This is a genomic window from Microbacterium flavum (genome assembly GCF_018717645.1).
Taxonomy (GTDB): Bacteria; Actinomycetota; Actinomycetes; order Actinomycetales; family Microbacteriaceae; genus Microbacterium; species Microbacterium flavum.
This window is the reverse complement of record NZ_JAFLHG010000002.1, coordinates 232,566-246,039: the sequence shown is the minus strand read 5'-3', so window position 1 is coordinate 246,039 and position 13,474 is coordinate 232,566. Positions and strand designations below refer to the sequence as shown.

The 13,474-nt window shown below is 68.9% G+C and carries 11 protein-coding genes; 1 reads left to right on the top strand and 10 read right to left on the bottom strand.

Translation table 11 applies throughout. From position 1 onward, the window contains the following. The 5 genes from J0P97_RS03195 to J0P97_RS03175 form a co-directional block, all read right to left on the bottom strand. Positions 1-435, bottom strand: coding sequence for a cytochrome c oxidase subunit 4 (locus J0P97_RS03195; protein ID WP_215486325.1), 435 nt, complete (start codon positions 433-435; stop codon positions 1-3). Beyond that, positions 436-2,199 (bottom strand): aa3-type cytochrome oxidase subunit I, encoded by a 1,764-nt coding sequence (gene ctaD / locus J0P97_RS03190; RefSeq protein WP_215486324.1) that lies wholly within the window; start codon positions 2,197-2,199, stop codon positions 436-438. Continuing rightward, positions 2,199-3,098, bottom strand: coding sequence for an aa3-type cytochrome oxidase subunit II (gene ctaC, locus J0P97_RS03185; protein WP_215486323.1), 900 nt, complete (start codon positions 3,096-3,098; stop codon positions 2,199-2,201). Before ctaC ends, ctaD begins: the two co-directional genes overlap by 1 nt. Before the next feature lie 137 nt (positions 3,099-3,235). Further along, positions 3,236-3,604, bottom strand: a complete 369-nt coding sequence (gene erpA, locus J0P97_RS03180; RefSeq protein ID WP_215486322.1) for an iron-sulfur cluster insertion protein ErpA — start codon at positions 3,602-3,604, stop codon at positions 3,236-3,238. A 157-nt stretch (positions 3,605-3,761) separates the two neighbouring features. Continuing rightward, positions 3,762-5,168, bottom strand: a complete 1,407-nt coding sequence (locus J0P97_RS03175; RefSeq protein ID WP_215486321.1) for a dipeptidase — start codon at positions 5,166-5,168, stop codon at positions 3,762-3,764. A 60-nt stretch (positions 5,169-5,228) separates the two neighbouring features. Here J0P97_RS03175 and J0P97_RS03170 point away from each other — a divergent pair, with 60 nt between their 5' ends. Then, positions 5,229-5,792: a DUF3043 domain-containing protein gene (locus J0P97_RS03170; RefSeq protein WP_215486320.1), complete on the top strand. Its 564-nt coding sequence runs from the start codon at positions 5,229-5,231 to the stop codon at positions 5,790-5,792. A 15-nt stretch (positions 5,793-5,807) separates the two neighbouring features. On the opposite strand, the gene J0P97_RS03165 is transcribed toward J0P97_RS03170, so the two are convergent. From J0P97_RS03165 to dnaE, 5 genes are read right to left on the bottom strand one after another with little or no spacing between them, the layout of a single operon-like run. After that, positions 5,808-6,833, bottom strand: coding sequence for a quinone-dependent dihydroorotate dehydrogenase (locus J0P97_RS03165; RefSeq protein ID WP_215486319.1), 1,026 nt, complete (start codon positions 6,831-6,833; stop codon positions 5,808-5,810). A gap of 51 nt (positions 6,834-6,884) precedes the next feature. Beyond that, positions 6,885-7,358, bottom strand: coding sequence for a transcriptional regulator NrdR (gene nrdR, locus J0P97_RS03160; RefSeq protein ID WP_215486318.1), 474 nt, complete (start codon positions 7,356-7,358; stop codon positions 6,885-6,887). Next, positions 7,358-8,668 carry a histidinol dehydrogenase gene (gene hisD, locus J0P97_RS03155; RefSeq protein ID WP_215486317.1) on the bottom strand — a complete coding sequence of 437 codons (1,311 nt, stop codon included), beginning with the start codon at positions 8,666-8,668 and terminating at the stop codon, positions 7,358-7,360. Before hisD ends, nrdR begins: the two co-directional genes overlap by 1 nt. Positions 8,669-8,697: 29 nt before the next feature. After that, entirely contained in the window at positions 8,698-9,807 is a 1,110-nt protein-coding gene (locus J0P97_RS03150) for a hypothetical protein (RefSeq protein WP_308163384.1), read from the bottom strand. Positions 9,808-9,864: 57 nt separating this feature from the next. Further along, positions 9,865-13,383, bottom strand: a complete 3,519-nt coding sequence (dnaE, locus tag J0P97_RS03145) for a DNA polymerase III subunit alpha (RefSeq protein ID WP_215486316.1) — start codon at positions 13,381-13,383, stop codon at positions 9,865-9,867. Positions 13,384-13,474 lie beyond the last annotated feature (91 nt).

The window sequence follows — 13,474 nt, the reverse complement described above, 5'->3', positions numbered from 1 at the left end:
TCAGCGCGCGAAGTATCCGCGGTAGTACTCGTAGACCCAGCCGACGATCGCGACCACGAACACCGCAACGCCGATCGGGAGCAGGAACGTGCCGACCGCGAGGCCGAGGATCGCCAGGGCGGCGGAGAAGGCCAGCACGAGCGGCCACCACGACCAGGGGCTGAACTCGCCGATCTCCGGGTCGCCGTCGTCGATGTCCGCCGTGAGGGTGTCCTCGGGCAGCTCACCGCCCTGGGCGCGGTGCACCCGGTCGACGTAGAACGCGATCATGGCGCCCATGAACACCGTGAACAGCAGGGCGACCGTGCCCACCCACTCGATGGCGTGGTACCACGGCACGCTCGAGTGCTCGATGATGTTCCAGCCCGTGTACAGGGCGAAGCACAGGAAGAAGAATCCGGAGAGGATCCACCACAGGTTGACGTTGGTCTTCACTTACTTCACCTCTCCCGTGGCGACATCCTGAACGGGCGCATCGGGGGCATCCTTCGCCGGCCCCACGCCGACCGGGACGGCCGCCTCGGGGTGGTTCAGATCGAACGCGGGACGCTCGCTGCGGATGCGCGGGATCGAGGTGAAGTTGTGCCGCGGCGGCGGGCAGCTGGTCGCCCACTCGAGCGAACCGCCGTAGCCCCACGGGTCGTTGACCGTCACCATCGGCGCCTTGCGCGAGGTGATCCAGACGTTCAGGAAGAACGGGATCATCGAGGCGCCGAGGATCATGGCGCCGATCGTGGAGACCTGGTTCTGCCACGTGAATCCGTCGGCGGCGGAGTAGTCGGCGTAGCGGCGCACCATGCCCTCCACACCCAGCCAGTGCTGGATGAGGAACGTCATGTGGAAGCCGATGAACAGCAGCCAGAAGTGCACCATGCCGAGGCGTTCGTTCAGCATCCGCCCCGTCCACTTCGGCCACCAGAAGTAGAAGCCGGCGAACATCGCGAACACGACCGTGCCGAAGACCACGTAGTGGAAGTGGGCGACGACGAAGTACGAGTCGGAGAGGTGGAAGGTCAGAGGCGGCGAAGCGAGGATGACGCCCGTCAGACCGCCGAAGACGAAGGAGACGAGGAAGCCCAGCGAGAACACCATCGGCGTCTCGAAGGTGATCGAGCCCCGCCACATGGTGCCGATCCAGTTGAAGATCTTCACGCCCGTCGGGACGGCGATGAGCATCGTCATGAGGGCGAAGAAGGGCAGCAGCACGGCGCCGGTGACGTACATGTGGTGCGCCCACACCGACACCGACAGGGCGGCGATCGCGATGGTCGCGTAGACGAGGGTCTTGTACCCGAAGATCGGCTTGCGGCTGAAGACCGGGAAGATCTCCGAGACGATGCCGAAGAACGGCAGCGCGATGATGTACACCTCGGGGTGGCCGAAGAACCAGAACAGGTGCTGCCAGAGGAGCACGCCGCCGTTGGCCGGGTCGTAGATGTGCGCACCGAGCACGCGGTCGGCGCCGGCGGCGAGGATCGCGGCGGCGAGGACGGGGAACGCCATCAGGATGAGGATGCTCGTGACGAGCGTGTTCCACGAGAAGATCGGCATGCGCCACATGGTCATGCCGGGCGCCCGCATCGTGATGATGGTCGTGATGAAGTTCACGGCACCCAGGATCGTGCCGAACCCGCTCATGCCGAGGCCGAGCATCCAGAGGTTCCCTCCCGCACCCGGCGAGAAGCTCGCACCGGCGAGAGGCTGGTAGGCGAACCATCCGAAGGCTGCCGCACCCTGCGGGGTGAGGAAGCCGGCGACGGCGATCAGCGATCCGAAGATGAACAGCCAGAGCGCGAAGGCGTTCAGACGCGGGAAGGCGACGTCCGGCGCGCCGATCTGCAGCGGGAGGATCGCGTTGGCGAACCCGGCGAACAGCGGCGTCGCGAACATCAGCAGCATGATCGTGCCGTGCATCGTGAACAGCTGGTTGTACTGGTCCTTCGTCGGGATGATCTGCATGCCCGGCTCGAACAGCTCGGCGCGGATGATGAGTGCCATCACGCCACCGAGGAGGAAGAAGATCACCGAGGCGATGAGGTACATGTACCCGATCGTCTTGTGGTCGGTGGAGGTGATCCACCGGACGAGGATGTTGCCCTTCTGCTCGACGCGGGTCGAGCTCATCAGGGCCGCCTGCCGCGGGGGCAGGGTGGTCGGGCGGTGCGGGGCCTCACCCTGCAACGGAAGCGTCGTCGCCATCAGTGGTCTCCCTCGGCTTCAGGGGTGGCGCCCGTACCCGGCAGGTTCTGCAGGCGGTTGTAGGCCTCGTTGATATCGCCGGTCTGGCCGGCCTCTCGCAGCGAGTCGAGATAGGCGTCGTAGTCGGCCTGCTCGACGACCTTCACCTTGAAGAGCATCATCGAGTGGTACTGGCCGCAGAGCTCCGCGCACTTGCCGTCGTATTCGCCGACGCGAGTGGGGATGAAGGACATGTAGTTGTCCTTCCCGATGTACATGTCCTTCTTGTACAGGAAGTCGATGATCCAGAACGAGTGGATCACATCGCGCGAGGTGAGCTTGATCTTGATCTTCTTGTCGACGGGCAGGTAGAGCGTCGGCAGCTCGCTGGTGATGTTGCCCTGCGCATCGGTCTGCGCCTGCACACCCATCGTCCAGACGGCCGCATCCGCGTCGTCGCAGTCCTGCTCGGCGTACTGGAAGTCCCACGCCCACTGCTTGCCGATGGCGGTGATGCACGCATCGGGCTCGTCGTACTGGGTCTCAATGATCGCCTGGTCGCGCGCCGTGAAGGCGAAGAAGCCGAGGACGAGGATGAGCGGCACGATCGTGTAGAAGATCTCGATCGGCATGTTGTAGCGCAGCTGCACAGGCAGGCCGCGCTGGCCCTTGCGACGGCGGTAGGCGATCGCCGCCCAGCCCATCAGCGTCCAGGTGATGATGCCGACCACGAGCAGCACGATCCATGAGTTCACCCACAGTCCGGAGACCATCTCGGTGTGGTTCGTGGCCTGGGTGCCATCGTCGGTGAAGCCCGGCAGGAAGCCGTTCAGCTGGCTGGTCGTGCAGCCCGCGAGACCGATCGCCGTAGCGATTCCGAGCGGGATGACGGCCCAGCGGAGGCGGCGTGTGACTCGCACGGTGCACCTTTCGGGGTCATGAAGGTCGAACACCGTTCAGTCTAGGGCAACCTCCTACCCGATTCAGGCCATCCGTCCAGGATGTCAGCCACTATCGGAGGGGTTTTTCCGGCCCGACCGGCGCCGGAACAGACGGGTCAGTGGAAGCTGTCTCCGCACGCGCAGCTGCCTGCCGCGTTGGGGTTGTCGATCGTGAAACCCTGCTCGGAGATGGTGTCCTTGAAGTCGATCGTCGCACCGTCGAGGTACGGGACCGACATGTCGTCCACGATGACCTCGACACCGTCGAAATCGACCGCCTGGTCGCCGTCGAGGAAGCGCTCGTCGAAGTAGAGCTGGTAGATGAGGCCGGAGCACCCGCCGGGCTGCACGGCCACGCGCAGGCGCAGGTCATCGCGGCCCTCCTGGTCGAGGAGGCTCTTCACCTTCGCTGCGGCGGCGTCGGTGAGCCCGACTCCGTGGGCCTTCTCGGCGGTGGTCGCGTTGGTGATGGCGGTGTCGGTCATGGCACTCTCCCGGAGACGTCGGGCCGGCCCGCGGTGCCGGGTCGGCGGCGCCGGCTGAGCCGGCGGGATGTCACGATTCTACGCGCCCGGCACGCGGACGGCGCGGACGAGCGTCGGATGCCGCGGGCACGGCCGCGTCGGATGCCCCCGGGATGCCTCAGAGCCCGTCGCGATCCAGCCGCTCGAGGAGGAGTGCTTCGGACAGCAGGGCATGGCGGAACGTGTCGAGGTGCAGCGACTCGTTCGGGCTGTGGGCCCGTGCGTGCGGGTCCTCGACGCCGGTGACGAGGATCTGGGCCTGCGGGAACTCGCGCACCAGATCCGCGATGAACGGGATCGATCCTCCGACCCCGATGTCGACGGGGGCGGCGCCGTATCCGTCTTCCAGTGCGGCGCGAGCGGCGGTGACCGCCGTGCCGCTCGTGTCGACGAGGAACCCGTCGCCGCAGTCGATGTCGCTGAAGGTCAGCTCGGCGCCGAACGGAGCGTGCGCGCGCAGGTGCGCCTCGAGCGCGGCGTACGCGGTGCGGGCGTCCTGCCCGGGGGCGACCCGCATGCTGATGACGACCGAGACCTCCGGGGTGAGCGTGTTGGAGGCGTTGCGGACGCTGGGCGCGTCGATCCCGGTGACGGTCACGGACGGCTTGTTCCAGATGCGGCTGAGGATCGAGCCGCGACCGATCGGCTGCACGCCTGCGGGGAGGCCGGCCTCGTCCCGCAGGGTCTCCTCCGAGTATTCCGGCGTCTCGGCATCCCGCTCGATGACGCCATCGACGGCGACGGCGCCGTCCTCGTCCCACAGCGTGTCGAGGAGGCGGATCGTCGCGAGCATCGCGTCGGGGACGGCGCCGCCGAACATGCCCGAGTGCGAGGCGTGCTCGAGCGTGCGCACGGTCAGGGTGAACCGCGCGTTGCCGCGCAGCGACACCGTCAGCGCGGGAGTGGTCGCATCCCAGTTTCCCGAGTCCGCCACCACGATGACGTCGGCGCGGAGCGCGTCGGCGTTCTCGTGCAGGAACGCCGCGAAGGATGCCGAGCCGGCCTCCTCCTCGCCTTCGATGAAGAGGTTGACGCCCAGGTCGACGTCGGAACCGAGCGCGGCGACGAGGGCTCGGAGTGCGCCCACGTGCGCCATGATGCCCGCCTTGTCATCGGCGGCGCCGCGCCCGTACAGCCGTCCACCGCGCACCGTGGGCTCGAACGGGGGCGACTCCCAGAGGGACTCATCGCCGACCGGCTGCACGTCGTGGTGCGCGTACAGGAGGATCGTGGGCCGCCCGTTGCGAGCACGCCGGGTGGCCAGCACCGCCGGCATCCCCGGGACGCCGGTCTCCGGCACGACGGCCGTGCGGATCTCGACGCGCTCGAAGATGCCGAGGTCGTCCAGGAGAGCCTTCACCGCGTCCGCACTGCGCGCCACTTCTGCCCGGTCGAAGCCGGGGAAGGCGATCGACGGGATCCGCACCAGGGTGCCGAGGTCGGCGAGGGCGGCGGGCACGGCAGCGAGGGCCGCGTCGCGCACGCGGGCGCGACGATCAGTATCCGGGGTGGTCTCGGGGCTCATGCGGGTAATCTTATGGGGCGCCTCTCGCGCGCCTCTCGCCCCGACACCGAGGATTCTCCCGTGGCCAAGACCCCGCCGCCCGCACCCGACACCGCACCCGACGCCGATGCCGGACCGGGCAAGAACCGCCCGACACCGACCCGGGCGGAGCAGGAGGCGGCGCGCAAGCGTCCACTCGTGCCGGATTCCCGGGAGGCCCGCTCCCGCGCCAAATCCGAGCTCGCCGCGCAGCGCGAGAAGGCGCGCAAGGGGATGGCGGCGGGCGAGGACAAGTACCTCCCGGTGCGCGACAAGGGTCCGCAGCGCAAGTTCGTGCGCGACTTCGTCGACGCCGGTTGGCATGCAGGCGAACTCCTCATGCCCCTCATGCTGATCGTGATCCTCGTGAGCCTCGTCCAGAACACCGCCGTGGTCTACTACGCCTTCGTCGGGCTCTGGGTGTTCATCCTCTTCGTCGTCGGCGACATGATCATCACCAGCACGCGCGTGAAGAAGCTCGCGCGGGCCAAGTTCGGCGACCGCGTCGAGAAGGGTCTGGGCTGGTACGCCGCGATGCGCACCGTCCAGATGCGCTTCATGCGCCTCCCCAAGCCGCAGGTGGGGCGCGGCCAGTACCCGGCCTGATCCCGCGGCGCCGCCTCAGCGGCCGCGCGCGAGCCCGCGGTTGATCTGCCGCGCCCACAGCGGGCCGCGGTAGATGAACCCGGTGTATCCCTGGACGAGGTCCGCGCCGGCGGCGAGTCGCTCGCGCACGTCGTCGGCCGTCTCCACGCCGCCCGCCGAGATGACGCAGAAGTCCGCGGGCACGGCGTCGCGGACGATCCTCAGCACGGCGACGGCGCGGGAGCGCAGCGGCGCCCCGGAGAGCCCGCCGGCGCCCATCGCCTCCACGGCCGCGGCGGGGGTCTGCAGCGGTTCACGCGCGATCGTGGTGTTGGTGGCGACGAGTCCGGCGAGCCCCGTGTCCACGGCGAGACGGGCGATCGCCGCGATCTCCTCGTCGGGGAGGTCGGGGGCGATCTTCACGAGCAGCGGCGTGGACCCGGCGGCATCCCGCACCGCCTCCAGCAGCGGACGGAGCGTCTCCACGGCCTGCAGCCCGCGCAGGCCCGGGGTGTTGGGCGAGGAGACGTTGACGACGAGGTAGTCGGCGACCGGCGCGACGAGCTCCGTGCTCGTGACGTAGTCGGCGGTCGCCTGCTCGACATCGACGACACGGCTCTTGCCGATGTTGGCGCCGAGGATCGTCCGGCGCGACCGCCGCCCCGAGCGGCGCAGGCGGGCCGCGGCCGCGCCGGCGCCGGCGTTGTTGAACCCCATCCGGTTGATGAGGCCGCGATCCTCGATCAGGCGGTACAGCCGCGGTCGCGGGTTGCCCTCCTGCGGGATCGCGGTCACGGTGCCGACCTCGACGTGGCCGAAGCCCAGCGCGTAGAGCCCCTCGGTCATGACCGCGTTCTTGTCGAAGCCGGCCGCGACGCCGAAGGGCGAGTCGAACTGGAGCCCGAGCGCGCGGGTCCGCAGCGACGGATCCGGGCGGGTCAAAGCGCGCGCGATCGGCGCGAACGGCCACACGCCGAGCACGCGGATGACCGGGATGACGAGGTGATGCGCGCGCTCGGGGTCCATGCGCGCGAAGAACGTGCGGAAGATGAAGGGATACATCGGATCCAGCCTAGGGCGCACGCTGCGCCGGCCCCGACGCCGCGTCCGGGTTTAATCCGCGTCGACGCGATGGCCGGCGCGGTGATCGGCGCGCAGCTGGGCGATGGATGCCTCGAAGTCCTCCAGCGAGTCGAAGGCCTGGTAGACGCTCGCGAAGCGCAGGTAGGCGACTTCGTCGAGCTCGCGCAGCGGGCCCAGGATCGCCAGGCCGATCTCGTTCGTGTCGATCTGGGAGGAGCCGGTCTGGCGGACCGCCTCCTCGACGGCCTGCGCGAGGACCGCGAGGTCGGCCTCGGTGACCGGCCGGCCCTGGCACGCCTTCCGCGCGCCCGACATGACCTTCTCGCGACTGAACGGCTCGATGACCCCGGACCGCTTGATGACGTTGAGGCTCGCCGTTTCGATTGTGGAGAACCGGCCGCCGCACTGCGGGCATTGGCGGCGACGGCGGATGGACAGGCCATCATCGCTCGTGCGCGAGTCGATCACCCGGGAGTCGGCGTGACGGCAGAAGGGGCAGTGCATCAGGCACCCACCTCCGTGAACCGCGCGGTGACGGCCTCGCCGTGGGCGGGCAGCGCCTCGGCATCCGCCAGGGCGACGATGCCGCGTTCCACGGCGCGCAAGGCATCCCGGTCGTAGGCGATGACCTGCTGGGGTCGCAGGAAGGTGGAGGCCGACAGGCCCGCCGCGTATCGCGCCTGTCCCCCGGTGGGGAGGACGTGGTTGCTGCCCGCGAGGTAGTCGCCGAGGCTCACCGGAGAGTTCTCGCCGACGAAGACGGCCCCGGCGTTGACGAATTCCTCCGGTCGCGGGTCGGCGAGGTGCAGTTCGAGGTGCTCGGGCGCGTACGCATTGCTGAACGCGGTCGCCGTCGACCGGTCGTCGACGAGGACGATCGCCGACTGCGGGCCCTCCAGAGCGGTGCGGGCCCGGACGCCGTTGCGGGTCGCGTCGACCCGGGCAGCCACCGACTCCCGCACCCGGTCGGCGAGGTCCGGCGACCATGTGACGAGCACCGCGGACGCCTGCTCGTCGTGCTCGGCCTGGCTGATGAGGTCGACCGCGATGAGGACCGCGGACGCGGTCTCATCGGCCACCACGAGGATCTCGGTGGCGCCGGCCTCCGAATCGGTGCCCACCACGCCGCCGACGGCGCGCTTGGCCGCGGCGACGAAATTGTTGCCCGGACCGGAGACCACGTCGACGGGCTCGAGACCCAGCGACGCGACACCGTACGCGTAGGCCGCGACGGCTCCCGCCCCGCCCATCGCGTAGACCTCGTCCACGCCGAGCAGGCGCGCGGCGGCGAGGATGTCGGGGTGCACCCGCCCGCCGAACTCGGCCTGCGGCGGCGAGGCCAGAGCCACCTGTCCGACGCCCGCGACCTGCGCAGGGACGACGTTCATGACGACGCTGGAGGGATAGACGGCCTTTCCACCCGGCACGTAGACGCCCGCGCGCCGCACCGGCTGCCAGCGCTGCTCGACGCGCGCACCCGGCCCGAGCTCGGTCACCTGCGGCGCCGGCACCTGAGCGGCCGAGGCGATGCGAACGCGGCGGATCGCCTCTTCCAGCGCCGCGCGGACGGCGGGATCGAGGCGCGCGAGAGCCTCGTCGAGGTGTGCCGCGGGGACGCGGATATCGTGCCCCTCGACACGGTCGAAGCGCTCCGCCTGCGCGCGGAGCGATTCCTCGCCCCGCTCGCGCACGTCGGCGACGATGTCGGCAGCCGCACTCAGCGCCTCCGCGCGTGCGGCCTGCGCACGCGGAACGGCAGCGAGCAGGGCGGCGGTGGAGAGGTCTCGACCGCGCAGGTCAATCGTGCGGAGCATCCGACCAGGCTAATGCCACGACCCGCGCGTCAGCCGCGCATGACGCCGGAGACGTCGGTGAGGTAGCCGATCCGGCCGTCCTCGTGACGCACGACGAAACGGTCGCCCAGATCGTCGATGACGAGCGCCCACGCCGTGGGACCGATGTGGAACAGCGTCGCCCCGGCGTCGTCGACGATGGGACGCTCCTCGGGCGCGAGCGCCCAGAACGCCTGGGAGGCGGACGGCGCAGCATCCGCGACCTCGGCGGTGTCGATCACCGTCGTCTCGGACAGGGACGCCGCCGCGAGATCGTCCCGCTCCCCCGGGTCGACGATGGCATCCGTGCCGTCCGCCGGCGGGGCGGAGGCGGTGGCGGCGGGGACCTCGGCGGGTGCCGGGCGGGGCGTGCGGGGGCGTGCGACGACGGGGCGCGCGGGGCTGGCGAAGCGGTGCGCCGGCACCTCGGGGCGGTGACGGAAGTCGTCCCCGATGGTCGGGAACAGCGGGGCGAAGACGGTCAGCAGGACGCCGGCGAGCATCACGATGAACTCCACCCAGATCACCCAGGTGCCGTAGAACAGGCGCTGATCGAAGAGAGTGACGAACGAGGACCACAGGATGCCGAGCCAGATGAGCGCGGAGACGGTGAAGGTGACCGAGGCGAACTGGTCGATCCCGAGCGAGCCCACCCGGCGGATGCCCTGCGGGGACAGGCGGCGCAGCGCCAGCAGGAAGACGGCGATCGTGGGGGCGCCGATCGTGAGGACCCAGTCGATCCCGGACGACCAGACCGAGCCGGACCCGTGGTACACGGGGAAGAACGACACGACGAAGGCGACGAGCCAGACGCCGCCCAGGGCGACCTCTCGGATCGAGAACGGGCCCAGGCCGTACTGCACGGGCGCCGCGGCATCTACCCCGTCGGGTCCGTCCGTCATCGCGGCGAACGCGTCGGAGACGGAGTCCAACGCGACATCGGGGTCCGAATCGGGATCGGATCCGGGATCAGTCGCACGCTCGGAGTCGGGCGCATCGGCGCTGGTCGCCGGCGGGGTGAAGGGGTGATCCTCCGGCGTCGGGGCGCCGTCGGCGTCCGCCGCGAAGGGAACCTCAGCGGCGGGTTCGGAGGTCGGGAGGGTGTTCTTCTCGTCGGTCACGATCGGTCCTTCCAGGACGAAGAGGTCGCCAGCGATCCTACCCGCACGGGTGATGCGTCACCCGAGACACTGCGGACCCAGGAGACCCTTCAGCTCGCCGTAGAGATCGACGGAGACGCCGACGCGGGCGGGCACTTCGAAGACCTTCGCCGTCCCTGCGCGATGGAGCTTCACCGTCACCTCGGTCTCTCCCGGATGCCGCCGGAAGACCTGCGCCAGTTCGCCGACCGTCGCCTCCGTCGCCCGATGCTCGGGCATGAGGAGCACGAGCGCGCCGGTCGTGTCGATGGAGCCAAGGTCGGGGGTGAAGGCCGACTGTCCGTGCAGGTTCAGCCCATCGTCGCGACGGGAGACCCGCCCGCGGACGACGAGGATCGAGTCGGCGACGAGCATCGAGGAGAACTCGGTATAGGTCTTGCCCATGAACATGACGGTGACCTCACCGTCGAAGTCCTCGACGGTGATCATGCCGTAGGGGTTGCCGCTCTGCTTCGCGACGCGATGCTGGACGCTCGTGACGAGGCCGGCGACCGTCACGATGTCGCCGTCGGAGACGCCCTCGTCGGCGAGCAGATCGTGGATCGACGTGGACGCATGCTTGGCGAGCGGGATCTCCAGGCCGGCGAGCGGATGGTCGGAGACGTAGAGGCCCAGCATCTCCCGCTCGAAGGCGAGCTTGTCCTTCTTCGTCCACTCGGGGCGCGGGGGAACCTTGGCCGGCACGACCTCCTCGGTCGCGTCGTAGAGGCTGTCGAAGTCGAACCCGATGGCGCCCTGCGCCTCGTTGCGCTTGCGATCCACCGCCGCCTCGACCGCGTCTTCGTGGACCTCGAGCAGGGCGCGGCGCGTGTCGCCCATCGAGTCGAATGCGCCCGCCTTGATGAGCGACTCGACCGTGCGCTTGTTCGCGACGTGCATCGGCGCGCGATCGAGGAAGTCGTGGAAGGAGGCGTACGGGCCCTCAGCGCGCGCGGCGACGATGCCGTCGACGACGTTGGCACCGACGTTTCGAACGGCACCGAGGCCGAAGCGGATGTCCTCGCCGACGGCCGCGAAGAAGCGGATCGACTCGCTCACATCGGGCGGCAGTACCTGAATGCCCATGCGACGGCACTCGTTGAGGTAGACCGCCATCTTGTCCTTCGAGTCGCCGACGCTCGTGAGAAGGGCCGCCATGTACTCGGCGGGATAGTGCGCCTTCAGGTACGCGGTCCAGTAGGACACCAGGCCGTAGGCGGCGGAGTGCGCTTTGTTGAACGCGTAGTCCGAGAACGGCAGCAGGATGTCCCACAGGGCCTGGACGGCTCCCTCCCCGAAGCCGCGCTCCTTCATGCCTCCCGAGAAGCCCTCGTACTGCTTGTCGAGCTCGGACTTCTTCTTCTTGCCCATCGCACGGCGCAGGATGTCGGCCTGTCCGAGCGAGAAGCCGGCCACCTTCTGCGCGATCGCCATGACCTGCTCCTGATAGATGATCAGGCCGTAGGTCGTGTCGAGGATGTCGCGCAGCGGCTCTTCGAGCTCGGGGTGGATGGGGGTGATCGGCTGCAGGCCGTTCTTGCGCAGCGCGTAGTTCGTGTGCGAGTTCGCGCCCATGGGGCCCGGCCGGTACAGCGCGATGACGGCCGAGATGTCCTCGAAGTTGTCCGGCTTCATGAGGCGCAGCAGGGACCGCATCGGCCCGCCGTCGAGCTGGAACACGCCGAGCGTGTCGCCGCGGGTCAACAGGTCGTAGGCGGGACGATCGTCGAGGGCGAGGTGCTCGAGGTCGAGCTCCTCCCCTCGGTTCATCCGGATGTTGTCGAGCGCGTCGGAGATGATCGTGAGGTTGCGGAGCCCCAGGAAGTCCATCTTGATGAGGCCGAGAGCCTCGCACGACGGGTAGTCGAACTGCGTGACGATCTGGCCGTCCTGCTCGCGACGCATGATCGGGATGATGTCGAGCAGCGGCTCGCTCGACATGATGACGCCCGCGGCGTGCACACCCCATTGACGCTTCAGGCCCTCGAGGCCGAGCGCGCGGTCGAAGACCGTCTTGGTCTCCGGGTCGCTCTCGATGAGAGCGCGGAACTCGCTCGCCTCCTTGTAGCGCTTGTGCTCCGGGTCGAACATGCCGCCGAGCTCCATGTCCTTGCCCATGACGGCCGGCGGCATGGCCTTGGTGAGCTTCTCCCCCATGCTGAACGGGAATCCGAGCACGCGCCCGGCATCCTTCAGCGCCTGCTTCGACTTGATCGTGCCGTAGGTGACGATCTGGGCGACGCGCTCCGAGCCGTACTTCTCGGTGACGTACTCGATCACCTCGCCGCGGCGGCGGTCGTCGAAGTCGACGTCGAAGTCGGGCATCGAGACGCGGTCGGGGTTCAGGAACCGTTCGAAGATGAGGCCGTGCTCGAGCGGGTCGAGGTCGGTGATCTTCATTGCGTAGGCGACCATCGAGCCCGCACCCGAACCGCGCCCGGGACCCACCCGGATGCCGTTGTCCTTGGCCCAGTTGATGAAGTCGGCGACGACGAGGAAGTACCCCGGGAAGCCCATCTGCAGGATGATTCCTGTCTCGTACTCGGCCTGAGCGCGGACCTTGTCGGGGATTCCGCCGGGGTACCGGTAGTGGAGGCCGTTCTCGACCTCCTTGATCAGCCAGCTGTCTTCCGTCTCGCCGTCGGGCACGGGGAACCGCGGCATGTAGTTCGCCGCGGTGTTGAACTCGACCTCGCATCGCTCGGCGATCAGCAGCGTGTTGTCGCACGCCTCGGGGTGGTCGCGGAACATCTGCCGCATCTCCGCCGCGGTCTTGATGTAGTAGCCGTCGCCGTCGAACTTGAAGCGATTGGGGTCGTCGAGTGTCGATCCCGACTGCACGCAGAGCAGGGCCTCGTGCGCATCGGCCTCGTGCTGGTGGGTGTAGTGCGAGTCGTTCGTCGCGACGAGCGGGATGTCGAGATCCTTCGCGAGACGCACGAGGTCGGTCATGACGCGGCGCTCGATCGAGAGGCCGTGGTCCATGATCTCGGCGAAGTAGTTCTCCTTGCCGAAGATGTCCTGGAACTCTGCCGCAGCGGCGCGCGCCGCGTCGTACTGCCCGAGGCGCAGGCGTGTCTGGACCTCGCCCGACGGGCAGCCGGTCGTGGCGATGAGCCCCTTGCCGTAGGTCTGCAGCAGCTCGCGATCCATGCGGGGCTTGAAGTAGTAGCCCTCCATGCTCGAACGGGAGCTCAGCCGGAACAGATTGTGCATGCCCTCGGTCGTCTGGCTCCACATGGTCATGTGGGTGTAGGCGCCCGATCCCGAGACGTCGTCGCTCTTCTGATCGGGCGATCCCCACTGCACGCGCGACTTGTCGCTGCGGTGCGTGCCGGGCGTGACATAGGCCTCGAGCCCGATGATCGGCTTGACCCCGGCGCTGCGGGCGGCGTTGTAGAACTCGAACGCCGCGAACGTGTTGCCGTGGTCGGTGACGGCGATCGCGGGCATGCCGTACTCGGCGGCCGCCTGCGTCATCGCGCCGATCTTGGCCGCACCGTCGAGCATCGAGTACTCGCTGTGCACGTGCAGATGGACGAAGGAATCGGATGGCACCACCCGAGTCTACGAAGAGCATCCGACGTCGCGGGTCGCGCTCGCCGCCTCCGGCCCGGGTGACCTCACCCTCGAGTCGAACCTCACCCCC

Coding starts and splice junctions, on each gene's coding strand:
- hisD (WP_215486317.1), bottom strand. CDS start 8,668: ATGCTCCGCACGATTGACCTGCGCGGTCGAGACCTCTCCACCGCCGCC.
- J0P97_RS03175 (WP_215486321.1), bottom strand. CDS start 5,168: ATGAGCCCCGAGACCACCCCGGATACTGATCGTCGCGCCCGCGTGCGC.
- erpA (WP_215486322.1), bottom strand. CDS start 3,604: ATGACCGACACCGCCATCACCAACGCGACCACCGCCGAGAAGGCCCAC.
- nrdR (WP_215486318.1), bottom strand. CDS start 7,358: ATGCACTGCCCCTTCTGCCGTCACGCCGACTCCCGGGTGATCGACTCG.
- ctaD (WP_215486324.1), bottom strand. CDS start 2,199: ATGGCGACGACGCTTCCGTTGCAGGGTGAGGCCCCGCACCGCCCGACC.
- J0P97_RS03165 (WP_215486319.1), bottom strand. CDS start 6,833: ATGTATCCCTTCATCTTCCGCACGTTCTTCGCGCGCATGGACCCCGAG.